The 24,625-nt window shown below is 63.2% G+C and carries 22 protein-coding genes; 13 read left to right on the plus strand and 9 right to left on the minus strand.

Annotated features, from left to right (window positions below; translation table 11 throughout):
• The gene (locus tag JQ558_RS19335; protein ID WP_212274005.1) at positions 1-630 is read right to left on the minus strand and encodes a DUF1285 domain-containing protein; all 630 of its coding nucleotides are present in this window, start codon (positions 628-630) and stop codon (positions 1-3) included.
• Between the two features lie 229 nt (positions 631-859).
• Between JQ558_RS19335 and JQ558_RS19340 the strand changes: the two genes are divergently transcribed.
• From JQ558_RS19340 to JQ558_RS19355, 4 genes are read left to right on the plus strand one after another with little or no spacing between them, the layout of a single operon-like run.
• On the plus strand, positions 860-1,861 hold the full coding sequence (locus JQ558_RS19340) for a MoxR family ATPase (RefSeq protein ID WP_212209252.1): 1,002 nt from the start codon (positions 860-862) through the stop codon (positions 1,859-1,861).
• Positions 1,861-2,805 (plus strand): DUF58 domain-containing protein, encoded by a 945-nt coding sequence (locus JQ558_RS19345; RefSeq protein WP_212274003.1) that lies wholly within the window; start codon positions 1,861-1,863, stop codon positions 2,803-2,805. The genes JQ558_RS19340 and JQ558_RS19345 overlap by 1 nt, the downstream gene beginning before the upstream one ends.
• The gene (locus tag JQ558_RS19350) at positions 2,805-5,615 is read left to right on the plus strand and encodes a DUF4159 domain-containing protein (protein ID WP_212294614.1); all 2,811 of its coding nucleotides are present in this window, start codon (positions 2,805-2,807) and stop codon (positions 5,613-5,615) included. Before JQ558_RS19345 ends, JQ558_RS19350 begins: the two co-directional genes overlap by 1 nt.
• Positions 5,616-5,619: 4 nt before the next feature.
• Positions 5,620-7,683 (plus strand): hypothetical protein, encoded by a 2,064-nt coding sequence (locus JQ558_RS19355; RefSeq protein ID WP_212294576.1) that lies wholly within the window; start codon positions 5,620-5,622, stop codon positions 7,681-7,683.
• An 18-nt stretch (positions 7,684-7,701) separates the two neighbouring features.
• Here the strand turns inward: JQ558_RS19355 and zigA are convergent, their stop codons facing one another.
• Positions 7,702-8,910, minus strand: a complete 1,209-nt coding sequence (zigA, locus tag JQ558_RS19360) for a zinc metallochaperone GTPase ZigA (protein ID WP_212274001.1) — start codon at positions 8,908-8,910, stop codon at positions 7,702-7,704.
• Between the two features lie 324 nt (positions 8,911-9,234).
• Here zigA and JQ558_RS19365 point away from each other — a divergent pair, with 324 nt between their 5' ends.
• Together JQ558_RS19365 and JQ558_RS19370 are read left to right on the plus strand one after the other, a co-directional pair.
• Positions 9,235-9,645, plus strand: coding sequence for a DUF2946 family protein (locus JQ558_RS19365; protein ID WP_212274088.1), 411 nt, complete (start codon positions 9,235-9,237; stop codon positions 9,643-9,645).
• Between the two features lie 106 nt (positions 9,646-9,751).
• Positions 9,752-12,130, plus strand: a complete 2,379-nt coding sequence (locus tag JQ558_RS19370; RefSeq protein WP_212294577.1) for a TonB-dependent receptor — start codon at positions 9,752-9,754, stop codon at positions 12,128-12,130.
• 24 nt (positions 12,131-12,154) lie between these two features.
• Here the strand turns inward: JQ558_RS19370 and JQ558_RS19375 are convergent, their stop codons facing one another.
• Together JQ558_RS19375 and JQ558_RS19380 are read right to left on the minus strand one after the other, a co-directional pair.
• Complete coding sequence (locus JQ558_RS19375; RefSeq protein ID WP_212209245.1) at positions 12,155-12,667, minus strand: GNAT family N-acetyltransferase; 513 nt, start codon at positions 12,665-12,667, stop codon at positions 12,155-12,157.
• A 118-nt stretch (positions 12,668-12,785) separates the two neighbouring features.
• The gene (locus tag JQ558_RS19380) at positions 12,786-13,274 is read right to left on the minus strand and encodes an NUDIX domain-containing protein (protein WP_212273998.1); all 489 of its coding nucleotides are present in this window, start codon (positions 13,272-13,274) and stop codon (positions 12,786-12,788) included.
• 115 nt (positions 13,275-13,389) lie between these two features.
• Here JQ558_RS19380 and JQ558_RS19385 point away from each other — a divergent pair, with 115 nt between their 5' ends.
• Positions 13,390-14,277: a metallophosphoesterase gene (locus JQ558_RS19385; protein WP_212273997.1), complete on the plus strand. Its 888-nt coding sequence runs from the start codon at positions 13,390-13,392 to the stop codon at positions 14,275-14,277.
• Here the strand turns inward: JQ558_RS19385 and JQ558_RS19390 are convergent.
• The 3 genes from JQ558_RS19390 to JQ558_RS19400 all read right to left on the minus strand — a co-directional run bounded on the left by JQ558_RS19390 (position 14,274) and on the right by JQ558_RS19400 (position 16,899).
• Positions 14,274-14,825 (minus strand): hypothetical protein, encoded by a 552-nt coding sequence (locus JQ558_RS19390; RefSeq protein WP_212273996.1) that lies wholly within the window; start codon positions 14,823-14,825, stop codon positions 14,274-14,276. The two genes, JQ558_RS19385 and JQ558_RS19390, sit on opposite strands and share 4 nt — an antisense overlap.
• A 203-nt stretch (positions 14,826-15,028) precedes the next feature.
• Positions 15,029-15,238, minus strand: a complete 210-nt coding sequence (locus JQ558_RS19395) for a hypothetical protein (protein WP_108522535.1) — start codon at positions 15,236-15,238, stop codon at positions 15,029-15,031.
• Positions 15,239-15,261: 23 nt separating this feature from the next.
• The gene (locus tag JQ558_RS19400) at positions 15,262-16,899 is read right to left on the minus strand and encodes an isocitrate lyase (RefSeq protein WP_212294578.1); all 1,638 of its coding nucleotides are present in this window, start codon (positions 16,897-16,899) and stop codon (positions 15,262-15,264) included.
• A gap of 220 nt (positions 16,900-17,119) precedes the next feature.
• Here JQ558_RS19400 and JQ558_RS19405 point away from each other — a divergent pair, with 220 nt between their 5' ends.
• Both JQ558_RS19405 and sbmA read left to right on the plus strand, forming a co-directional pair.
• A complete protein-coding gene (locus JQ558_RS19405) occupies positions 17,120-18,565 on the plus strand; it encodes a short-chain fatty acyl-CoA regulator family protein (protein ID WP_212294579.1) in 1,446 nt (481 codons plus the stop codon).
• A gap of 174 nt (positions 18,566-18,739) precedes the next feature.
• The gene (gene sbmA / locus JQ558_RS19410; protein WP_212209240.1) at positions 18,740-19,960 is read left to right on the plus strand and encodes a peptide antibiotic transporter SbmA; all 1,221 of its coding nucleotides are present in this window, start codon (positions 18,740-18,742) and stop codon (positions 19,958-19,960) included.
• A gap of 980 nt (positions 19,961-20,940) precedes the next feature.
• Here the strand turns inward: sbmA and JQ558_RS19415 are convergent.
• Together JQ558_RS19415 and JQ558_RS19420 are read right to left on the minus strand one after the other, a co-directional pair.
• Positions 20,941-21,201 (minus strand): GlsB/YeaQ/YmgE family stress response membrane protein, encoded by a 261-nt coding sequence (locus JQ558_RS19415; RefSeq protein ID WP_212209239.1) that lies wholly within the window; start codon positions 21,199-21,201, stop codon positions 20,941-20,943.
• A 24-nt stretch (positions 21,202-21,225) separates the two neighbouring features.
• Complete coding sequence (locus tag JQ558_RS19420; RefSeq protein ID WP_212294580.1) at positions 21,226-21,681, minus strand: YidB family protein; 456 nt, start codon at positions 21,679-21,681, stop codon at positions 21,226-21,228.
• Between the two features lie 266 nt (positions 21,682-21,947).
• On the opposite strand from JQ558_RS19420, the gene JQ558_RS19425 reads away from it, so the two are divergent.
• The 4 genes from JQ558_RS19425 to JQ558_RS19440 all read left to right on the plus strand — a co-directional run bounded on the left by JQ558_RS19425 (position 21,948) and on the right by JQ558_RS19440 (position 24,618).
• Positions 21,948-22,265, plus strand: a complete 318-nt coding sequence (locus tag JQ558_RS19425; RefSeq protein WP_212273991.1) for a hypothetical protein — start codon at positions 21,948-21,950, stop codon at positions 22,263-22,265.
• A gap of 12 nt (positions 22,266-22,277) precedes the next feature.
• Entirely contained in the window at positions 22,278-22,898 is a 621-nt protein-coding gene (locus JQ558_RS19430) for a hypothetical protein (protein ID WP_212209237.1), read from the plus strand.
• Positions 22,899-23,021: 123 nt separating this feature from the next.
• The gene (locus tag JQ558_RS19435; protein ID WP_212294581.1) at positions 23,022-23,444 is read left to right on the plus strand and encodes a CopG family transcriptional regulator; all 423 of its coding nucleotides are present in this window, start codon (positions 23,022-23,024) and stop codon (positions 23,442-23,444) included.
• Positions 23,445-23,448: 4 nt separating this feature from the next.
• Entirely contained in the window at positions 23,449-24,618 is a 1,170-nt protein-coding gene (locus JQ558_RS19440) for a PHB depolymerase family esterase (protein WP_212294582.1), read from the plus strand.
• The last annotated feature ends 7 nt before the right edge of the window (positions 24,619-24,625 follow it).

Genomic DNA, 24,625 nt, shown 5'->3' on the forward strand with positions numbered 1-24,625 from the left:
TCAAAGCGCGTCCCTCACCTGCTTCGCGTCGGCCATCGCGAAGAATTCGCCGCCGGATTCGATTCCGAACATTGGCTGTCCATCGACCACCCGCTCTTCCCCCATGTCAACCAGATCGTAATAGAGCGCGCGGGTCACCTTGGCCCAGAGATCGCTGCGGACGTGAAGATAGGGCATGAGGCCGCCGTCGGCAGCCATCTCGAACCGCAGCCGGTGCCCGCCGTCGCAGGGCACCCAATCGTCCACATTGGTGCGGAAGCGCAGCAGGCGGCCACCGCCCTCGCTTTGCTCGTTCTGCATTTCGACCGCCAGGAACGGCGCATCGTCGACACGGATGCCGACCTTCTCGACCGGGGTCACGAGAAAGTGCTTGCCGTCCTCGCGCTTCAGGATGGTCGAAAACAGCCGGACCAGCGCCGGCCGCCCGATTGGCGTGCCCATGTAGAACCACGTACCATCGCCGGCGATTCGCATGTCGAGATCGCCGCAAAACGGCGGATTCCACAGATGCACCGGCGGCAGGCCGCGTCCGGCGGGACTGGCTTTTGCCGCATCGGTCGCTGCGGCGGTCAGACCTTCGAGACCGGTGTTTTCACGGCCTGGTTTGCTGGTTTGCCCTTGCTTCGCCATTGTTTGCCTTAAAGCTTCTGCGGCTCAATCTGGCACGATTGGTGCACGTCCGAGAGACGTGAGCGGGAACAATATTCTCGCCATATCGTGATGCCGTTCATACCCCCATATACCGATAATGTGGGGATAGTTTAATTCAGCGAATACATGACCTTTGCGCAGGTTTAGCATGAGGTTCGTGGCATGACGACGCATTCGGCGGGGTCATGAAGCGATGAAGGAGATAGATATGCCTGGCGCAGATGGTGTCGAAAAGCTCGAGGACGGAATCGTCCGTTCGGCCGAACAGGTCGCCGGCCAGATCAAGGCCGCGAAAGAAGCCATCTCCACCGTCATTTTCGGCCAGGAGCGGGTAATCGAAAACACCCTGGTGACGATCCTGTCCGGCGGACATGCGCTCCTGATCGGCGTTCCCGGCCTCGCCAAGACCAAGCTGGTCGAAACCCTCGGCATCACCCTCGGTCTCGATGCCAAGCGCATCCAGTTCACGCCCGACCTGATGCCGTCTGACATTCTCGGCGCCGAAGTGCTGGACGAGAGCAACTCCGGCAAACGCTCGTTCCGCTTCATCTCGGGCCCGGTATTCGCGCAGCTTCTGATGGCCGACGAAATCAACCGTGCCAGCCCGCGCACCCAGTCGGCCCTGCTGCAAGCCATGCAGGAACAGCACATCACCGTTGCAGGCGCGCGGCACGATCTGCCCAAGCCGTTCCATGTGCTCGCGACCCAGAACCCGCTGGAACAGGAAGGCACCTATCCGCTGCCGGAAGCCCAGCTCGACCGCTTCCTGATGGAAATCGACGTCGACTATCCCGACCGCGACGCCGAGCGCCGCATCCTGTTCGAGACAACAGGCGCGGATGAGACGCTCGCCAAGGCCTCCATGAACGCGGAAATCCTGATCACCGCCCAGCGGCTGGTGCGCCGCCTGCCGGTCGGCGACAGCGTGGTCGAGGCCATTCTTTCGCTGGTGCGCGCCGCGCGTCCCAATCCGGATGGCGAGAGCGAGAAGCTAATCGCCTGGGGCCCCGGTCCGCGCGCCAGCCAGTCGCTGATGCTGGCGGTCCGCGCCCGCGCGCTGCTCGACGGCCGTCTTGCGCCTTCGATCGACGACGTGCTCGACCTTGCCGAACCCGTGCTCAAGCACCGCATGGCGCTGACCTTCGCGGCGCGCGCGGAAGGCCGCACCATTCCTGACGTAATCAGACAATTGAAGACGCGGATCGGTTGATGGCCGCAGAGACCAAGCACGCCAACGGGGAGATCACAGCAATCCGACGTGCCGATGGCGAAAGCCGTACGCTCGCCGCATCGCTGCCGCGTCTCGTGCTTGAAGCCCGCCGCATCGCCGCCAACGTCATTCACGGTCTGCACGGCCGCCGCCGCGCCGGTTCCGGCGAAAGTTTCTGGCAATACCGCCGCTTCGTCTCGGGCGAACCGTCGCAGAACGTCGACTGGCGCCGCTCGGCGCGCGACGATCATCTCTATGTCCGCGAGCAGGAATGGGAGGCCGCGCATACCGTATGGGTGTGGCCCGACCGCTCGCCGTCGATGGCCTTTGCCTCGAAGCAGGCGCGCGACAGCAAGCTGGAGCGCGGCCTGATCGTGACCTTCGCGCTGGCCGAACTATTGGTCGCGGGCGGCGAACGCGTTGGCATCCCCGGCCTGATGAACCCGACCGCCAGCCGCAGCGTCATCGACAAGATGGCGCAGGCGATGCTGCATGACGATGCCGCGCGCGCCAGCCTGCCGCCGTCGTTCATCCCGTCGGCGCTGGCCGAGATCGTGGTGCTGTCGGATTTCTGGTCGCCGATGAGCGAAATACGCACCATGCTCGCAGGCCTGTCGGCCTCCGGCGCGCATGGCACGCTGATCCAGATCGTCGATCCCGCCGAAGAGACCTTTCCCTATGCCGGCCGCGTCGAATTCGTCGAACCGGAAGGCGGCGGCGTCATCACCGCCGGCCGCGCCGAAAGCTGGGCCAGCGACTATGTCGCGCGCGTGGCGCTGCATCGCGACGAGATCCGGGGCGAAACCAACAAGCTCGACTGGCTGTTTTCAACCCATACCACCAGCCGCTCCGCGGCCGAACTATTGTTGTTCCTGCACTCGGGCATGATGGTAGCTAAGGGCGCGGCGCGTTCCTTGACCGTCAAAGCGGGGCGAAGCGCATGATCGCGGGCCTGCCCCTCTCCTTTGCTCAACCGCTGCTGCTGCTGGGTCTGCTGTCTCTTCCAGTGCTGTGGTGGCTGCTGCGCGTGATGCCGCCGCGTCCGAGACGGATCGAGTTTCCACCGACACGGCTGCTGTTCGACATCAAGCCCAAGGAAGAAACCCCGTCGCGGACACCGTGGTGGCTGACGCTGTTGCGCCTGACGGCAGCGGCCCTGGTGATCCTCGCCGCCGCAGGTCCGATCTGGAATCCACAGACCGCTGCCGGCGGCAGCAAGGCGCCGCTAGTGATCCTGCTCGATGACGGCTGGAGCGCAGCCTCGAGCTGGGAAACGAGGATCAAGGCCGCCGACGAGTTGATCGCCAATGCCGACAACGACCGCCGCGGCGTCGCGCTGGTGCCACTGTCCGAGCCGGCGCGCGATGTCACGCTGATGCCGGGCGGCACGGCCCGCGTCGCGCTGCGACAGCTCGCCCCAAAACCCTATTCGATCGAGCGCGTCGAAACGCTCACACCGCTCGATCGCTTCCTCAAGACCACCGGCGATGCCGAGATCGCCTGGCTGTCCGACGGCGTCGACACCGGACGCGGCGCGGAATTTTTGGAAGCGCTGGCCAAGACGGTCGGCGACCGCACGCTGACGATTTACGAGGGCGGCGCATCCCCGGCCCTGGCGCTGGTCGCCGCCGAAAACGCCGCGGCGAAGATGACGGTGAAAGTATTGCGCACCAACAGCGGCATTGCCGCCGGCGTGGTGCGTGCGGTCGACGCCAAGGGTTCGCCGATCGGCGAAGCCCGTTACGCGTTCGGCCCGCAGGACCGCGAAGCCGAAGCCGCGTTCGAGCTGCCGGTCGAGTTGCGCAACGACATCGCGCGGCTGGAAATTGCCGGCGAGCGATCCGCCGGCGCCGTGCAGTTGCTCGACAAGCGATGGCGGCGGCGCGCGATCGGCGTCGTCACCGGCGCCACCAGCGACACCGCGCAGCCGTTGCTCGCCTCGACCTTCTATCTCACCCGCGCGCTGTCGCCGTTCGCCGACGTGCGGCTCGGCGACCGCGGCGCGCCGCAGCAGGTGATTGGACAGTTCCTTGATCAACGACTCCCGATGATCGTGCTGGCCGATGTCGGCACGCTGTCGCCGGAAATCCGCGAACGCCTCAACGCCTGGATCGACCAGGGCGGCGTGCTGGTGCGTTTCGCAGGTCCTCGTCTCGCTCAGGCCGATGACGATCTGGTGCCGGTCAAACTGCGCCGCGGCGGCCGCAGCCTCGGCGGCAGCCTGACCTGGGAAAAGCCGCAGCATATGGCCTCGTTCGCCGCCGACGGTCCGTTCGCGGGCTTGCAGGTACCGAAGGACGTCACCGTCAACCGCCAGGTTCTGGCTGAACCAGATGCCGTGCTGGCAACCAAGAGCTGGGCCTCGCTGGAAGACGGCACGCCGCTGGTAACCGGCGAACATCGCGGCAAGGGCATCCTCAGCCTGTTCCATGTCGGCGCCGACTCGCGCTGGTCCGACCTGCCGATGTCCGGCAGCTTCGTCGAGATGCTGCGGCGGCTGGTCGACACGTCCGGCTACACGCAAAAGCCGGGCGCGGGCGTCGCCAGCGAAGCGACCAATGTCGAGACCGTGGCGCCGCTGCGCACGCTCGATGGGTTTGGCGCATTCGGCCCGCCGCCCTCCACCGCCAAGCCGATGCCGGCCGATTATCGCGACCGCGCCACCGCAGATCATCCGCCGGGTTTCTATGGCGCGGCCGAAGGTCCGATCGCGGTCAACACGCTGGCCTCCGCCGACCGTATCGCAGCACTCGACACGACGTCGCTGCGCGCCCGCCGCGCCAGTTACACCAACGCCGAACCGCGCGATCTCAGAGGCATCCTGTTGTCGTCATCGCTGGCGCTGTTCCTGGTCGATGCGATCGTGGTCGCCGTGCTCGGCGCGGGCCTTGCCGCGCTGTGGCGGCGGCGTGCCGCACCCGCAGCATTGCTGCTGGCGATGATCCTGGCCGCGACATCGATCGCGCCCGACCCGCTCCGCGCCGCGGACAATGACGATTTTGCGATCAAGTCGGTCTCGCAGACGCGCCTCGCTTATGTCGTCACCGGCAATGCCGATGTCGACTCGATCGTCAAGTCGGGCCTATCGGGACTGACGCTGTTTCTCGCCCAGCGCACCGCGCTGGAAGCCGGCGACCCCGTCGGCATCGATCCTGCGCGCGACGAGCTGGCGTTCTTCCCGCTGATCTACTGGCCGGTGGTACCGGGCGCGCCGAAACCGCCGCAGGACGCCATCAACCGCATCGACGCCTATATGAAGCAGGGCGGCACGGTCGTATTCGACACCCGCGACGCCATCGAGGCGCCGCCGGGAGAAAACGGCGCGTCGCAGACAGCGGGCATGCGCACCTTGCGCGAGATTCTCTCCTCGCTCGATGTGCCCGAACTCGAGCCGGTGCCGCGCGAGCACGTGCTGACCAAGACGTTTTATCTGCTGCGGGATTTTCCGGGCCGGTTCAACTCGGGTCAGACCTGGGTCGAAACCCTGCCGCGCGAGGATGACGACGAAGCCGCATCACGGCCCGCGCGCGGCGGCGACGGCGTCTCGCCGATCATCATCACCTCGAACGATCTTGCGGGGGCCTGGGCGATCCGGCCCGACGGCCAGCCGATGCTGCCGCTGACGCCGAGCGAGCCGCGCCAGCGCGAATTCGCCTTCCGCGCCGGCGTCAACATCGTGATGTACACGCTGACCGGCAACTACAAGGCCGACCAGGTGCACGCGCCTGCCCTCATCGAACGGCTGGGGCAATAACGGCATGCAGTACGGTATCGCGTTCACCCCCCTCGTTCCCACCCTCGTGCTGTGGATCGCGCTGGCCGCGATCGTCGCGATCTCGGTGCTGCTGCTGATCGGCCGCGCGCGGGGCGCTGCCGTGCGAGTCATCGCGCTGGCGCTGATCTTGCTCGCGCTCGCCAACCCTTCTTTCACGCGCGAAGACCGCGAGCCGTTGTCGTCGGTCGCCGCCGTGGTCATCGACAAGAGCCCGAGCCAGAATTTCGGCACCCGCAATGAGGAGACGGCGAAGGCGCAGGAGGCCTTGGTCGACAGCCTCAAGAAGGTCAAGGGACTGGAAGTGCGTGTCGTCGATGCCGGACAGGCCGATGGCGAAACCGACGGCACCAAGCTGTTCGGCGCGTTGTCGTCGGCGCTTTCGGATGTTCCCGTCGACCGCGTCGCCGGCGCTTTCCTGATCACCGACGGCCGCGTCCATGACATTCCCGCCAACGCCGTGGCATTGGGCTTCCAGGCGCCGGTGCATGCGCTGGTCACCGGCCGCAAGGACGAGCGCGACCGCCGCGTCGCGATTTCGGCCGCGCCAAGATTCGGCATCGTCGGCCAGCCCCAGACCATCACCTACCGGCTGGACGACCAGGGCGTCACCGGCCAGCGCGCCAGGATCGTCGTGCGCCGCGACGGCGAGGTGATCAACGAACGCACCTTGCAGAGCGGCCAAACCGCCAATGTCGATATCGACATCAAGCATGCCGGTTCCAACATCGTCGAGATCGAGGCTTCGCCGCTCGAGAACGAACTCACGCTGGTCAACAACCGCGCCGTGGTCGCGATCGAAGGTGTGCGCGACAAATTGCGGGTGCTGCTGGTGTCGGGCGAGCCACATTCCGGCGAACGCACCTGGCGCAATCTGTTGAAGTCGGACGCCAGCATCGACCTCGTGCATTTCACCATTCTGCGGCCGCCGGAGAAGCAGGACGGCACGCCGATCAACGAGTTGTCGCTGATCGCGTTTCCGACGCGCGAACTGTTCCAGCAGAAGATCAACGAGTTCCAGTTGATCATCTTCGACCGCTACGCCCGCCAGGGCGTGCTGCCGATTCCCTATTTCGAGAATATGGCGCGGTACGTGCGTGCCGGCGGCGCGGTGCTGGTGTCCGCAGGGCCGGACTACGCCTCGACCAGCAGCATCTGGCGCACCCCTTTGGATTCGGTGCTGCCGGCCGAACCCGTCGGCGTCTCCGAGAAGCCGTTTTATGCACGTCTGAGCGACATCGGTAAACGTCATCCGGTCACGCGCGGCCTCGAAGGCTCCGCCAACGAACCGCCGCGCTGGAGCCGGTTCTTCCGCACCGTGGAGACGCGCAACGCCATCACGCCCCCGGTCATGACCGGCGCCGACGGCAAGCCGCTGCTGCTGCTGTCGCGCTTCGGCGAGGGCCGCGTCGCGCTGCTGCTGTCTGACCATATCTGGCTATGGGCGCGCGGCTATGAAGGCGGCGGTCCGCATCTCGATCTGTTGCGGCGGATGTCGCATTGGCTGATGAAGCAACCCGACCTCGATGAAGAGGCCCTACGCCTGCAGATCCAGGGCAAGGACCTCGTGGTGTTGCGGCAGACCATGGCCGACAACGTCGCACCGGTAACGGTGACCTCGCCGAGCGGTGCCACGCGCGAACTGACGTTGAGCGCGAGCGATCCCGGCACCTGGCGTTCGACCCTGCCGGCAAACGAACTCGGCCTGTGGCAGGCGACCGACGGCACGCTGAAGGCGCTGATCAATGTCGGGCCGACCAACCCGAGGGAATTTTCCGAAGTCACGTCGACGATCGAAATGCTCAAGCCGCTGGCGCAAGCGACCGGCGGCGACGCGCGCCGCGTGGTCGACGGGTCAAGCATCGACCTGCCCCGCATCGTGCCGGTGCGCTCCACCAGCATCTTCCGCGGCGACGGCTGGATGGGCGTGAAGATGCGCGACGCCAGCGTCGTCAAGGGCGTCGGCGTGCTGCCGATGTTCGCCGGCCTGATCGGCCTGCTGCTGCTGCTCGGCGCGTTTGCAGCGACGTGGATCCGCGAGGGGCGCTAGAAGCAACGCGCCGAATGGCTAAGCGGCCTCATCGGCGCGCCGCCATCTGGGGAACGGATCGGGCAGACTAGCCCATTCCTCGATGTGCATGCCGGACTTTCCCGGAACAAGACATGCGTCGAGGCGCGCCGTGATGGCGTCCTGGTCCATGGCCGTGCCGATGAACACGATCTCCTGCCGGCGATCGCCGTACAGTTCGTTCCAGTTCTTCTTGAGCGACTGCCGCCAGAACGGATCGTCCGGCCAGCGGTCAGCCGGCACGTTGGCCCACCAAAAGCCCAGGCCTTCGGTTCGCACGATCGCACCGGCCTGACTCAATTCACCCAGCCATTGCGGACGCGTGGCGATCCAGAAATGGCCCTTTGCCCGGATGACTCCGGTCCAGCTTTCCCTGAGGAATTGATGAAACTTCTCCGGCGCGAACGGTCGACGCGCACGATAGACGAAGCTGCCGACGCCGTATTGTTCGGTCTCCGGCGTATGGTTGGCAAAGCCATATAGCTCCTTGAACCAGAGCGGATGTTGTTGCGCCCGCTCGAAATCGAAACGCCCGGTGTTGAGAATGCGCTCGAAGGGCGCATTGGCAAAACAGGTCTCCACGATGTCGGCTGTGGGGTTCAGCGCGCGGATGATTTTGCGAGCGGCCTCCAACTGTTCTTTGGAAGCATCGCCGATTTTGTTGAGCACCACCACGTCAGCGAATTCGATCTGCTCAACCAGCAGATCCACCATCGTCCGCTTGTCGTCAGCACCGAGCGACTCGCCGCGATCCCGGATGAAGTCGGTCGAGGAATAGTCCCGCAGCAGGTTTACCGCATCGACCACCGTCACCATGGTGTCGAGTATTGCCACGTCGGAAAGACTGTCGCCCTCCTCGGTGCGGAAATCGAACGTCGCCGCAACCGGAAGCGGTTCGGAAATGCCGGTCGATTCGATCAGGAGGTAATCGAACCGTCCGCTCTCCGCGAGCCCACGAATTTCCTTCAAGAGATCGTCGCGCAGCGTGCAGCAAATGCACCCGTTGGTCATTTCGACCAGCTTTTCATCCGTCCGCGACAGGTTCGCACCGCCATCGCGTACGAGGTCGGCGTCGATGTTGACCTCGCTCATGTCGTTCACAATCACCGCCACTTTCAGGCCGCGACGGTTGTTCAGCACGTGGTTCAGCAAAGTTGTCTTTCCAGCCCCGAGGAAGCCGGACAAGACAGTGACGGGGAGTTTTTGCATCGAGGTCAAAGAGCCTGTTCAGTTCACGGAATCCCAAACGAGGACGGCGAGGCATGGGATGATCCGCAAATATGTAATGTTATAACATAACAATCTGAACCCGGCTGGGCTGTCAACCAGGAAAATTTGAGGGACGCTAGGTGCGCTCAAATCGACGATGATCAGCTCGACCCGCATACCGTTGCGTGAATCACACACACGCCTTGAATTGCGCCGACACCCGGACCGAGCGCGGTTGACCCCGCGGACCACCGCTGATGTTATATTATTACATCGGACGGCCGAGACACCTTGGCCGCTCCGGGGGACAAGGCGTCAGTCGTCGTGAAGTGGTTCCGGAATAACGTCAAACACGGCTCGCGGCTGGCGCTGTTCGCGCTCGCGATCCAGTTTGCGCTGTCGTGCGGACATTTCCACCCGGCAGCGGCGGCGCCTGCGATCGCGACCAGCCTGACGCAGGTTGACCTCGATCATGCGCAGATCCCTGCGGTACCAGATGCGGCAGGCCAAGCCGCCCAGACGCAGCCACCGTCCAATCACGATACCGACCATCCGGCTGAGGCCTGTGCGATCTGCGCCGTCATTTCGCTGGCCAACAACGTTCTATTCTCGGCACCGCCGCTGTTGCTGCTGCCGCAGGCCATCGAGCTTCTGTACCTGACGACCGACGCCGAATTCGCGCATCTGAGCTCGGTCCATTCAGCCTTCCAGTCCCGCGCCCCTCCCGCCTCCTGACATCGATTGACTGATGCGCCCGAAGGGGATCGCCGCGTGACACGTGGCCGATCCGCCAAGGGATAATCGAATCGTCCGTCGCTTGACGGAATCAGGATCGGGACAAATGACATTCACCAAAAGACGAGCGTTCCACATCGGTGGCGCAAGCTGGCTATTTCTGTGCGCGGTCGGCAACGGCGCGATGGCCCAGGACACGGCCGCGCCATCCGCCTCGACACAACTGCCGGAAATCACCGTGACGGCGCCAAGCCCGATCGTGCGGCGAAACGTGACCCCGGCGCGAAAGCCGGCGCGCGTCGCCCGCGGCATGCCCGGCCGCAGTCGCGAACGCGATAACGAGCCGCAACCGGCCCCCGTCGCCGCGGCGCCTCAACAGGGCGTGCTTCCGGTCGTGACCGATCAGTTCGCGACCGTCACCGTCATGCCGAACGAGGAAATCCGGCGGCAAGGCGGCGGCACGCTTGGCGATCTCTTGTTCTCCAAGCCAGGGATCACCGGCTCCAGCTTTGCACCCGGAGCATCAAGCCGGCCGATCATCAGGGGTCTCGACGTCAATCGCGTCGGCATCGTCGAGAACGGCATCGGCAGCAACGGCGCCTCGGACCTCGGCGAAGATCACTTCGTTCCGATCGATCCGCTTTCGACCAACCAGATCGAGGTCATCCGCGGTCCGGCAACCCTTCGTTACGGGTCCACGGCGATCGGTGGCGTTGTCAGCGCCACCAACAACCGCATTCCGGACGCTTTGCCCGCCTGCGCGGCACCCGCATTTCAGACCTATGGGCTTCCGGTGAAGGCGCCGCTCGCCGACGCAGCGTCGCCGGGATGCGTGAACGTCGAGACCCGCACCGCGGTCAATTCGGTCGATCGCGGCGTCGAAGGCGGCATTCTGCTCGACGCCGGCGGCGGCAATGTTGCCATTCATGCCGACGCCTACGGACGCAAGTCGGGCGATTACAGCATTCCGAGCTATCCCTATCTGTTCGACCAGACCCGGCCGGTCGATGGACGCCAGCCGAATTCCGCGGCGCAGGCCACCGGCGCATCGATCGGCGGTTCGTATTTCTTCCATGGCGGCTTCATCGGCGCGGCCGTCACGCAGAACGACTCGCTCTATCACATCCCCGGCATTGACGGCGCCGATCACCTTACCCGCATCGATGCGCGCCAGACAAAATTCACGACCAAGGGCGAATACCGGCCGGACGCGGCGGCAATCGATGCGGTCCGTTTCTGGGCGGGCGCCACCGACTATAAGCACAATGAGATCGGCCTCGCCGACCCCGCGGATCTATCGACGCTGGGCGTGCGCCAGACCTTCACGAACAAGGAGCAGGAAGGCCGCGTCGAGGTGCAGCTGGCACCATTCAACGTCCGCTTCGCCGCCCTCACCACGGCTGTCGGCATCCAGGCGTCGCATCAGGAACTCACAGCACCGAGCCCGGATGATATCGGCAGTCCGCTGAATGGCTTGTGGGACCCCAACAAAAACACCAAGGTCGCCGGATACTTCTTCAACGAACTGAAATTCAGCGATACGACAAAGGCGCAGGTTGCCGGGCGTATCGAGCACGCCAACCTGACTGGAACGACGCCGGCCTTCATTCCCGATGAGTTCGACCTCAACGTCGATCCCGGCGCCATTGGCCCCGCCACGCCGCGCAACCTCAACTTCGCGCCGAAGAGCGGGAGTATCGGCCTGATTCAGAACCTTCCATGGAATCTGGTTGCGAGCATCACCGGCCAATATGTCGAGCGCGCACCCAAGCCCGCCGAGCTGTTTTCGCGCGGCGCTCACGATGCGACGGCTACTTTCGATATCGGCAATCCCAATCTGGGTATCGAGACCGCGAAATCCGTCGAAGTCGCTCTGCGACGGGCAACCGGCCCCTTGCGATTTGAAATCACCGGCTATTACACCAAGTTCAACGGCTTCATCTTTCGGCGGCTGACCGGCAACACGTGCGAAGACAGCGTGTGCCAGGCCGGCCCGGGCCTCGAGCTCAACCAGGCGATCTACTCCCAGCGCGACGCCACCTTCCGCGGCGGCGAATTCCAGTTTCAGTACGACGTGCTGCCGGTCTGGAACGGCCTGTTCGGGATCGAGGGACAATACGATATTGTCCGCGCGACCTTCGAGGACGGGACCAACGTACCGCGGATTCCACCGCAGCGGCTCGGCGGCGGCCTGTTCTATCGCGACGCCAACTGGCTGGCGCGCGTCAATCTGCTGCACGCGTTCGCTCAGAATGATGTCGCCGTGATCGCGGAAACGCCGACGCCCGGCTACAATCTGCTGAAGGCGGAGATCAGCTACAGGACCAAGCTCGATGCGTCCTGGTTCGGAGCCCGCGAGATGACGGTTGGATTGGTCGGCAACAATCTGCTGAACGAGAACATCCGCAACTCGGTCTCGTACAACAAGGACGAGGTTCTGCTGCCAGGCATCGGCGTGCGCGCTTTTGCGAACCTGAAGTTCTAGAATCCCCGCTGGAGCAGGGCGAGGTCAGCGCGCCTTGCTCCAGTCCGGGCGAATGGCACCGGAGACGCCATCGAAGGCCCCATCGACGAGTTCGGCGACCAGGAGGCGGCTGTAATCGACCGGGCCGGGCATGGTCATCCGCCCCTTCGGAACGGTCTTGAAACCGACACGGCTGTAATAGGCCTCGTCGCCGACCAGAATAACGAGGCGATGGCCTTTCGCCCTGGCATCCGCAAGGGCGCGATCGAGCAGCATGCGTCCGACGCCGCGGCTGCGGAACGGCGGCTCGACCGTCAGCGGCCCGAGCATCAGGGCGGGGGTATCGCCGATGCAAACCGGCAACTGGCGCACCGAGCCGACCATCAGTGTGCCGATCCGCGCCGTGAACGACAGATCGAGCAGATGATCGACGTGCTCGCGCAGCCGGTAGGCACTCAGCACGAAGCGGCCGGGGCCGAAGGTGCGTTCGAGCAGGCGCTCGATCGCCTGCGCGTCCTTTGGCGTTTCGGGCAATATGGTCACGGAGAGTTCGCTCATGGTGAGGCGCGGGATAGCATCTGGCGGCGGCGCGGTCCATTGCCGGCCACGCCAAATCCTGCTTCTCACCTTCCAAGGCCTGCAAGGCGAAAACGCAGCCAAATTGGCCGGACAGAAATCACCGCCAGGTCGCAATCGGCGTTTTGCCATCGAGCACTTCGGCGATCCGAAGCCGCGTCCCCTTTGTGGTCTCGGCCGGCAGCGCACCGGCGTCGTAGAAACCGCTTTCCACGATTTCGCGGTTGGGCTCCGGCAAGCGGTCCTGCCGGAACTGCCTGACGACATAGACCGCGACATGGTCGCGGGGCGATACGTGGAGGTTGAAAAACAGCCCATGCAAGGGCGGCTCGTCGGTGAGTTCGATCCGTCCCTCCTCCATGAGTTCGCGCCGCAATGCTTCGAGGAATGTCTCACCGACCTCAACCCCGCCGCCCGGCAGATGCCAGCCGGAGATATAGCTGTGTTTGACCAGAAACACCCTGTTGCCGCCGTCGAGCACGACACCGCGGACCCCGAGCGTCATGCCGCGGGCGATCCGCCAATAGAGATGCATTACCCGCCGCAGCTGCGGCTCGAAGCGTTTTCGAAGATTCTGCAGAGCGGTCACAAATACCTCAGATGCCGGACATGATGTTTGATCCTTGCGCAGATACGGTTGGCTTGCCAATACATTGCAGAGTTTCTGGCAAGGTTTCTGGCAAGGATTCCTGACGAGGTTTTTGATGGCCGCATTCACGCTGGCGCATTTGTCCGATCCGCACCTGCCGCCGCTGCCGGCGGCACGCTTTCGCGATCTCGCGGGCAAGCGCGCGCTCGGCTATCTCAACTGGACCCGCAACCGCCACAAATACCACCGCCGCGAGGTGCTCGACGCATTGGTCGCGGACATGCAGGTCCAGCAGCCCGACCATATCGCCGTCACCGGCGATCTGGTCAATCTGGCGCTGGAAGCCGAGTTCTCGCCGGCGCAGGCCTGGCTTCAAAGCGTCGGCGCGCCGCAGGAAGTCACGGTCATTCCCGGCAATCACGACGCCTATGTGCGCGCCACCCGGCATCGCTTCGCCGGAACGTTCGGCGACTATCTGCGCGGCGATGCCGGACCCAACGGCGCGACGTTTCCGTTCGTGCGCCGGCGCGGCCCGCTGGCGCTGATCGGCGTATCCTCGGCAGTGCCGACGCTGCCGCTGATGGCGACCGGCAGGCTCGGGCGGGCCCAGCTTGATGGACTGGATCAAATCCTGACGCAATTGTCGTCGGAACAGGCATTCCGGGTGTTGCTGGTCCATCACCCGCTGCATTCGGATTCCCGCATCAAGCGGCTGACGGATTCGCGGCAGCTGCGCGCGCTCTTGAAGCGCCATGGCGTGGAATTGGTGCTGCACGGGCACGACCACATCCATTCGACCATGTGGATCGAAGGCACTGACCGTCAGATTCCCGCGATCGGCGTGCCTTCGGCGTCGGCACTGGCGCACCGGCACTATCCCGCCGCCGCCTATAATCTGTTTTCGATCGAGCGCGACGGCGACCACTGGCGCTGCGTGCAGACCGTGCGCGGAATCAGCGACGACATGCGCGTGCGGCAAATCCGGCAGACCAAGCTGATCTAGAGATTTTGCAGGCTCGCAAACAGCGCGAGGCCGAACAGGGCGGCGGCGCCGAGCAGGAAGCCGAGCACGAACATCCCGAAGCCGCCGCGGCGTTTCGGCGGCTCTTCCGCTGCCGGCTCGACCATCGGGGTCGCCACCATCGCATGCTCGCGCTCGATCATGCGGCGCGCGACATAGTCGGTGACGGCATCGACGATGACGGGCACGTCATGGGATTCGGCGAGCACGATACGGCCGAAGCGGGTGTCCTGCACGAAGCGGTAGATGCGCTTGTCGCGGCCCATCAGGATATGCGCGACCACGTCGATCCACAGCCGCGGGGTCTCGCCCTGGCTGACGCCGCGGTCGAACAGGTCGACCTTTTCGGGGACCTGCGCAAACAGGGGATCGAGCGCCTCGTTCATGATCTCGAGCCGCGCCACTTCGGCGTCGCGCAGTTCGACAACGACGCCGGTGCGGTCGGCGGCCTCGATCCGCGCCTTGCGCAGCGCGTCGCGCAGCCGCGTCGGTTGCGGCTCAATAGGGGCGGTACTCTGTACATCTGACATCTTGCGGCCCGCCTTTGTCCTGAAGGGTTGGCGGCGGTTAACCTAGCAGTAACCATGTTTTCCGCAAAGGTCGTTAGTTCCCAATGACTTAGGTTTCGGTTGAAAAGCGGACGGCCCCACCCGGGATTCCGGATGGGGCCGCCTGCTCGCAGGTCCTTGGACGTTTCTTCTAGTTTATCGGCAGCAGCCGCTCAGGCCGAGGCTCAAGCAGAGACTCGGGACGGCTCTTCCACGATGGAAAAGCGCACGCCGGCCTTGTGGCGGTTCTCTTCCGAGACGACGCGCCAGGCGTCCTCGGCTTCCTTGCGGGTCTTGAACGGGCCCTGAACCTGGGCCGAGCCTTCCACGAGCTTGTGGAAGTTCATCGACCCGAACTCACCGCCGATCACCCAGAAATTGCTGCCTTTGGTCATTTGTCAGTCTCCTGTTTCCAGCGTTAGCCGAACTGGTTCATCGTGTTGTGGGCGCCGCCCGCCTTCAGAGCGGCTTCCCCGGCGAAATATTCCTTGTGCTCGTCACCGATATCGGAGCCGGCCATGTTCTGATGCTTGGCGCAGGCAATACCCTGACGGATCTCCTGGCGCTGAACATTCTTCACATAGCCCAGCATGCCCTGCTCGCCGAAATACTCCCTCGCGAGATTATCAGTCGACAGCGCTGCCGTGTGATAGGTCGGCAACGTGATCAGATGGTGGAAGATGCCGGCACGCTTGGCTGAATCGGCCTGGAAGGTGCGGATGCGCTCGTCGGCTTCAATGCCCAGCGGCGTATCGTCGTATTCCGGCTTCATCAACTCGGCGCGGTTGTACTTGCTGACATCCTTGCCGGCTTCCTTCATCGCGTCGTAGACCTGCCAACGGAAGTTGAGCGTCCAGTTGAACGACGGCGAGTTGTTGTAGGCCAGCTTCGCGTTCGGAACGACCTCGCGGATGCGGTCGACCATCTTCGCGATCTGCTCGATATGCGGCTTCTCGGTCTCGATCCACAACAGGTCGGCGCCGTTCTGCAGCGAAGTGATGCTGTCGAGCACGCAGCGGTCTTCGCCCGTGCCGGCACGGAACTGATAGAGGTTGCTGGCGAGCCGCTTCGGACGCATCATCTTGCCGTTGCGGTTGATGATGACATCGCCATTCCTGGCGTTGTCGGCGGTCACTTCCTCGCAATCCAGGAAGCTGTTGTACTGATCGCCGATGTCGCCGGGCTTGTGGCTGACAGCGATTTGCTGCGTGAGACCGGCACCCAGCGAGTCGGTGCGGGTCACGACGATGCCGTCTTCGACGCCGAGTTCGAGGAAGGCATGGCGGCACGCCCGGATCTTCGCCAGGAACACCTCGTGCGGCACAGTCACCTTGCCGTCCTGGTGGCCACACTGCTTTTCGTCGGAGACCTGGTTTTCGATCTGCAGCGCGCATGCACCTGCTTCAATCATCTTCTTTGCGAGCAGGTAGGTCGCCTCCGCATTGCCGAAACCGGCGTCGATGTCGGCGATGACAGGCACGACATGGGTCTGGAAGTTGTCGACCTTCTCGATCAGTTCCTTTTCCTTCGCGTTGTCGCCTGCCTTGCGGGCGGCGTCGATGGCGCGGAAGATGTCATTGAGCTCACGGGAGTCGGCCTGGCGGAGGAAGGTGTAGAGCTCTTCGATCAGCGCCGGCACAGAGGTCTTCTCGTGCATCGACTGGTCGGGAAGCGGTCCGAATTCGGAACGTAGCGCGGCGATCATCCAGCCGGAGAGGTAGAGATAGCGGCGATCGGTCTTGCCGCCGAAATGCTTCTTGACCGAGATCAGCTTCTGCTGCGCGATGAAGCCATGCCAGCAACCCAGCGACTGGGTGTACTTGGTCGGATCGGCGTCGTAGGCAGCCATATCGCTGCGCATCAGCGCCGCGGTGTACCGGGCGATGTCCAAGCCGGTCTTGAAGCGGTTCTGCAGACGCATCCGCGCCACGGCCTCGGCAGTGACGCCGTTCCAGGTCGGCTGGGTCTCGAGCAGCGCCTTGGCAGCGCCAAGCTCGCTCGCGTAGGAAGCGGGTCCCTTGATGGCCTGGTCGATGCCACGTGGCTGATAGTTCATTTGCTTAATCCTTTCGGTGACGACTAATTTGCCGCATTCGCCACGCTTTGCCGTAATCGACATTCATGACAGTGCATTGCAAAACGTACCGAGAGCTAAACGCCAAAATCCTGATTTCGTATAGGTAGCTTGATCTTGAATGGTGATGTCATGTAACATCTGAACTTGTCACAGATGTCATTTTGTTAATTTTGTCACAAAACCGGGCAGAAAGGCTGACATGGCGAGCGAGTCCGGAAAGAAGCTGTTTGTCGGTCCGCGGTTTCGCCGGATCCGCCAGCAGCTCGGCCTGTCGCAGACCCAGATGGCCGAAGGCCTGGAGATTTCTCCGAGCTATATCAACCTGATAGAGCGCAACCAGCGCCCGGTGACCGCCCAGCTGCTGCTCCGGCTGGCGGAGACCTATGACCTTGATTTGCGTGATCTTGCGACCGCCGACGAGGATCGCTTTTTCGCCGAACTGAACGAGATCTTCTCCGATCCCCTGTTCCGGCAAATCGACCTGCCGAAGCAGGAACTGCGCGATCTCGCTGAATTGTGCCCCGGTGTGACTCATTCCCTGCAACGGCTGTACGCCGCCTATACCGAGGCCCGCCGCGGCGAAACGCTTGTGGCGGCGCAAATGGCCGACCGCGACGAGGGAACCCGATTCGAGGCCAATCCGATCGAGCGGGTGCGCGACCTGATCGAGGCCAACCGCAATTACTTCCCCGAGCTCGAGCAGGCCGCGGAAAGCCTGCGAGACGAACTGGGCGTGCCGCCCGAGGAATTGTTTGCGGCCCTCGCCGCGCGATTGCGCGAAAAGCATTCGATCGTCACCCGCATCATGCCTGTCGACGTGATGCGCGAAACGCTGCGGCGGTTCGACCGCCATCGCCGGCAGCTGCTGGTCTCCGAACTGGTCGATGGCCCCGGCCGGGCCTTCCAGCTGGCGCTGCAGATCGGGCTGGCCGAATGCAGCGCCAGCATCGATGCCATCGTCAACCGCGCCGGCCCGCTCGACGACACGCCGCGAAGGCTCTACCGGATTACGCTGGCAAATTATTTCGCCGCCGCCACCATGATGCCCTACCAGGCGTTTCATTCCGCGGCCGAAGCGCTGAACTACGACGTGCACGTGCTGGCGCAGCGCTTCAATGCCGGCTTCGAACAGGTCTGCCATCGCCTGACCACGCTGCAGCGGCCGAACGCGCGCGGCGTGCCGTTCTTCCTGCTCCGCGTCGACAATGCCGGCAATGTTTCCAAGCGGTTTTCCTCCGGCACGTTTCCGTTCTCGAAATTCGGCGGCACCTGCCCGCTGTGGAACGTGCATTCGACCTTCGACACGCCGGACCGGCTGCTCAAGCAGGTCATCGAATTGCCAGATGGCACCCGTTACTTCTCGATCGCGCAGATGGTGCGCCGGCCGGTGGCGCCGCACCCGCAGCCGCAGCCGCGCTTTGCGATCGGTCTGGGGTGCGAAATCCGCCATGCCGCCAAACTGGTCTATGCCGCCGGCATGGACCTGGAGAAAACCGAGGGTACGCCGATCGGGGTCAACTGCCGGCTCTGCGAGCGCGAAAACTGCAGCCAGCGCGCCGAGCCGCCGATCACGCGCACCCTGATCCTGGACGAGAACACGCGGCGCGTGTCGTCGTTTGCGTTCAGTAACGCGAGAGAGTTGTGAGTGCGTCGCTCCAAGAGTTGCCGTCATACCCCGCGAAGGCGGGGTATCCAGTACACCGCGGCTTTTCGGGCGTGTCACCGGCGCCGCGGAGTACTGGATCGCCCGCATTCGTGGGCGATGACAACTGAGAATCTGTTGCCTACGTGTTGCTCCTCTGACCTGAGAGACAATTGAATGTTCGTTTCATTCTTCCCCCGCCCGAAAATCTTCTTCCTGTCGGCGATCGTCTGGACGGCGCTGGCGATGACGCTCTGGTACAGCTTCGCCAGCGAGTGGATCGGATCGTCGGGACCGGGAGGCGTCGGTGTTGCCATATTCTGGTCGGCGCGGTCGCTGTGGTTCGATCTCTACTTCGCCGTTTTCGTTGGTGCCTTCACCGCCTTCTGGATGTGGTTCGCGCCGCATCCCTGGGCGCTCTGGTCCATTCCGGGCTCCGCCCTGATCCTGTTCGCCACCTACTTTCAGGTCCAGGTCAGCGTCGCCGTCAACACCTGGTACGGCCCGTTCTACAACATGATCCAGGCCGCGCTCTCGAAATCCGCGCCGGTCACGGTCGAACAGTTCTATGCGCAATTGTCGACCTTTGCCGGCATTGCGCTGGTCGCGGTCATCGTCGGCGTGCTGACGCGGTTCTTCGTCAGCCACTACATCTTCCGCTGGCGTACCGCGATGAACGATTTCTACATCTCGAACTGGGCGCGGCTGCGCACCATCGAGGGCGCCTCGCAGCGGGTGCAGGAAGACACCATGCGATTTGCGACCATCACCGAACAGCTCGGCGTCAACTTCATCAGCGCGGTGCTGACGCTGATCGCCTTCCTGCCGGTGCTGGTGAAGCTGTCCGCCGACATCACCGAACTGCCCCTGATCGGCGCCGTTCCCTATCCGCTGGTGTTCGCTGCGATCATCTGGTCGGTCCTCGGCACCGGCGCACTGGCCCTGATCGGCATCAAGCTGCCGGGCATCGAGTTCTTCAACCAGCGCGTCGAAGCCGCCTACCGCAAGGAGCTCGTGCTGGGCGAAGACGATCCGGCCCGCGCCGATCCGCCGACGCTCGACGAGCTTTTCGCCAACATACGGAAAAACTACTTCCGGCTTTATTTGAACTTCCTGTACTTCAACATCGGCCGCATCGTCTATCTGCAGACCGACGTCGTCTTTCCCTACATCCTGCTGGGGCCGACGATCGTGGCCGGCAAGATCACGCTCGGAACCTTGAACCAGATCCTCAATGCGTTCACGCAGGTTCGAAACGCGTTTCAATATCTCATCAACTCCTGGAGCACGATTGTCGACCTGATCTCGATCTATCAGCGCCTGCGCGGCTTCGAAGCCATGATCGCCGGCGCCCCGCTGCCCGACATCGAGCATGTGAAGGAACCTGCGGGGATTTGACGGAGATGCAGCCAAAGTCTCAGTTGTCGTCCCGGCCTTGAGCCGGGACCCACGCCGCGGCAGTCATTGTTTGCAGAAGGTCTCTAACGCCAGAGCGCTTACCGATGGGCCGCGGCGTATGGGTCCCCCGATGCGCAATTGCGCATCTGAGGTCAAGCCCGGGACGACGGCGGTGTTTGTTGTTGAATGCACCATCATTCAAACGCAGCTTCGCGATCTCGCGGCGCATTGCGCCCGAGCTTTGCGAGAAATTTCCTTACCCTCGAATTCAGAGGGCGCAGGGAATGCCGGATGCGCGCTGCACCCGCGGTCTCGTGTGCGATTGTGCAACAAGATGGTGCACACGAGCATACAGGGCAGCGGAGAGCATCCGACATTCCCTGCGCAATGGCTTTACGGCTTATGACGCGCTCTCCCCGGTGAGACGGCCTCTATTGCCACCGTCGCCCCTCGGAAGCGTTAGCTCCCGAAAGGCTTGACGCCGTTACGGGCGCCAGGACCACACGCTTTCACCGTACGCTTCAGCCGCGACCGTCAATCGCAACATCAGCGTCCACCGCATCCCCGCCCCTCGTCATGACGACGGCCGACGCCCCTCTGAATGGGACGGGATGGTTATTTATGTGCAGGTGATTTGGGGTAGAAGGGAAGAGAAATATTTTCGATTTTCGGAAATTTAGGACTTGACACGATTTTTGAATATCAGAAGTGATTTGCCCGTCGCGCCAGATTGCCGCAGTCAGCTGATGCTCCAAGGAAATAGCGCCTTTTACCGAACACCGTCACGCCCGGCCTTCGCCTTCGCTAAAGCTTCGGCGGGCCGACCACTCGTGGCCCCGTCGAAGCCCTAGCGGGTGCCGGGCATCCACGTCTTGCTTCCATCAGGCAAGAAAGACGTGGATGACCGGGACATAGGCGAGCGGAAGCGACGCCGTCCTACAGACGGCTATGCCCGGCCATGTCGAAAAAGGTGACCACGCTCAGATCGCGCGGCGGCGACCTGCAACCATGCTGTAGATAAGCAGGACCACGATAGCGCCCACGACCGCGCCGATCAGGCCGGCGCCCTCGCCGGGCCGATACCAGCCGAGTGCCTGGCCGAGATACGACGCAACAAACGCCCCGACGATGCCGAGTATCGTCGTGAGGATGAACCCCGAGGGCTCGTTGTCTCCGGGCATGATGAACTTCGCTATCACGCCGGCCAGGAAGCCAATAATGATCGTCCAGATAATGCCCATATCAAAATCCTCAGTTTGTGAGCGTCAGCTCGGAAGGCGTCCGTCGGGCGTATATTTATCGACGGCAGTGGGGAGTTCGCGTGAAAGCCTTGCCAGGAGTTCCTCCTGCGACAGGCCGGTCTGCTGTTCCAGCTCGGCCAGCACATCCGCGCCGATGGCCTGTTTCAGTTGCGGGGCAGGAAGCTCCTTGTTCGGTCCCTTGCTGACCCACGACTCGGCGGCATCGCCCTGGCCGTTCTGCTTGAAGCGTTCGAGCAACTCGCCCAGCCCACCGCCCAGCAATCCGCCGACGCCGCCGCCGGCCAAAGCCCCGCTGAGATTGCCGAGCAGGCCGCCCAACGGACCTTGCTGGCCGCCGACCCCCGGCTGCGCATTGCCGGTCGCGCCTTTCAGCATCTCGGCGATCTTGTCCCTGTTCTGATAGCCCGCCAACGCGAGCAAGCCCAATAGCGCCGTCATCGATGGCATCCCGCGGGACATGTTTGTCTCCTTCGTTGAATCACTGAATCACCGCGCCTGTAACGTTCCAGTTCCTGCCGGGTTCCACGCCAGCCGTCAGATGGCATCGCCCGTCGTTTTAAAAAGATTTGTCCATTCGCGCAGCGGCGGCTCACAGGCCCGAAGGCCCGCCAACGATCATATTGACCGGTCTCGTGGCGCCGGACGAAAGACGCATAACGTCGCGACGCGAGGAACCAAAGACATAACGAGAGATTAGGCCCGCTCCTGAAACTCTGGAGAAAATTATGAAACGCTCAGTTCTTTTCGTTTGTATCGGATTGCTGGCGGCCACCACGGCCTCGGCGCAAAATCCGCCGGCGCAGCCAGGACCAAACAACAACGCGGTCAACAGCGCCGGACAAAACAACTCCAACGCTCCTGTCGCGGGTCGCAACAGTTTTACCGAAGGACAAGCCAAGTCGAAAATCGAGGATGCCGGCTACACCAACGTCACCGAACTGAAGAAGGACGACAATGGCGTGTGGCGCGGCAAGGCCAGCAAGAGCGGGTCCGCTACTGCGGTGAGCGTCGATTTTCAAGGCAACGTCAATACTGCCAAGTAAGGAACAATAAAAATGACCGTCACAATCTCTCGCCTATACGACAATCACGCTGACGCTCGGCAGGCCGTCCAACGGCTCGAAACCGCCGGCGTGCCGCACTCGGATATCAGTCTGGTCGCCAATAATTCCGACGGCTGGTTCAACACCGACAAGAAGGTGGATCGCGACCACGATGGCACCGACGACCGCGCCGAAGGTGCCGGCACGGGTGCCGGCATCGGCGCCGGCGTCGGTGGCGCAGCCGGCCTGCTGGCCGGACTAGGCTTGCTGGCGATCCCCGGACTGGGGCCCGTTGTTGCGGCGGGTTGGCTGGCCGCAACGGCGGTTGGCGCGGCCGCAGGTGCGGCGACCGGCGGGATCGTCGGCGCGCTCACGCAAGCCGGCGTTTCGGAAGCCGATGCTCACTCCTACGCCGAGGGCATTCGTCGAGGCGGCACGCTGGTGTCGGCACGCGTTGCCGATGCGGATCGTTCCCGCTTTGAGACGGCATTGAACGAATCTGCCGTCAACCTGCGCGACCGCAGCGCCGCCTGGCAGAAGACCGGGTGGAAGTCGTTCGATCCCGCCAGCAAGCCCTACGGCGCGGATGAGGTCCGAAAGGAACGCGCGCTGTACGGCGGCGGAGTTCGATAGGCGAAACCACGAGACGGCCCGCTTCGGCGGGCCGTTTTTTTGCCGAACCTAGAGGTTCTGACCTTGATTGGCGCCACAGACCATCCATATAACATCCATACAGATGGCCTATGGAGTTAAGTGATGGTGACGAGCAATGTGCAGGAGTTTCGACCTAAGCCCCCTGACACCGAAAAAATCACGATCAATCTTGGTTATGTCGACCTTGGTCATGTCGATCTAATGGTTCAGGAAGGATTCTACTCGAACCGAACTGATTTCATCCGGACGGCGATCCGGAACCAACTCGAACGTCACGCAGATGTTGTAAAGCAGTCAACGGCCCGAAAAAGTCTGGACCTCGGTCTGCGGAACTACAGCCGCGAGGACCTTGAAGCAGCGCGACGAGCCGGTGAGACACTCCACATCAATGTCCTCGGCCTTGCCAGTATCGCCCAAGACGTCACGCCCGAGCTTGCGCGCGCGACCATAGCCTCCGTCTCCGTGCTGGGAGCTTTGCATGCCAGTCCGGCGGTCAAAGCCGCTCTCGCCGACAGGATGCGGTGACGGCATGATTAGGCAGGACATCGTTCGCGAAGCCACCCGCCTCACGCGCGCGGGCCAACTCGTTGAGGCCACCGCACTCCTTCAGCGCATGCTTCGTGGGGAGAGCGCGCCAGACGCGACATGGCACAGCGGTGCGATGATCATCGACGCCAAGGCCAATGCCATTGAGGAGACGGATAGTCCACAATTGGCTGGGTCCGCATCTTCCCAACCGCGCATGCCCCGAGCGCTGCTGAATCGCGCAAAGGAGCCCTCGGGGATCGGGCTGCGAGGTGTATTGAATCGCACGCCGCTGTCCATGCCGGACATCGTGCCGGCGGGCGCGAGGTTCATCGAGGGTGCCTACAGCAATCCGGCGGGGAGTCGCGCCTACAGGCTTTTCATCCCCAGCCGCTATCAGGGACAACCGCTTCCTTTGGTCGTCATGCTTCACGGCTGCACCCAGTCACCGGACGATTTCGCCGCCGGTACCAGAATGAACTTTGCTGCAGAAGAACAAAATTGCTTCGTGGTCTATCCTGCACAGCACAGCAAGGCCAACCAGGCGAAATGCTGGAATTGGTTTCGCACGGCAGACCAGCAGCGGGACAGAGGTGAACCCTCGCTTATCGCAGGTATCACGCGTCAAATCATGCACGACTATTCGGTCGATCAAAGGCGCGTCTATGTCGGCGGCCTGTCGGCCGGGGCCGCCGCTGCGGCTATCATGGGAGCAACCTACAAAGATCTGTATGCGGCGGTTGGAATCCATTCCGGCCTCGCCTGCGGGGCCGCCACTGACATACCCTCTGCATTTGCCGCCATGCGGCAAGGTGGCAGCCCTCGTAGCGTCATTTCAGGTGACGGACCACCTGTCCCGACCATTGTTTTTCACGGCGATCGCGACACTACGGTGCATCCAAACAACGGCGACCAAATTCTCAAGTCTATGAGAACGAGGAGGACACAAGAGAAGGTGCACCGCGGGCAGGTAGCGGGAGGCCATGCCTATACCCGCACGATTCATAGCGACGCGAACGGGCGCGCAATGTTGGAGCATTGGAATGTGCACGGTGCCGGACACGCATGGTCGGGAGGCAGCCCCGCGGGCTCCTATACTGATCCGCGAGGACCCGATGCCACAAGGGAAATGCTGCGTTTTTTCCTCGGGCATTCGCTCCCGTTGCCGCCCTAGCTGAATC

It is taken from the genome of Bradyrhizobium sp. AUGA SZCCT0160 (genome assembly GCF_018130105.1).
Classification (GTDB): domain Bacteria; phylum Pseudomonadota; class Alphaproteobacteria; order Rhizobiales; family Xanthobacteraceae; genus Bradyrhizobium.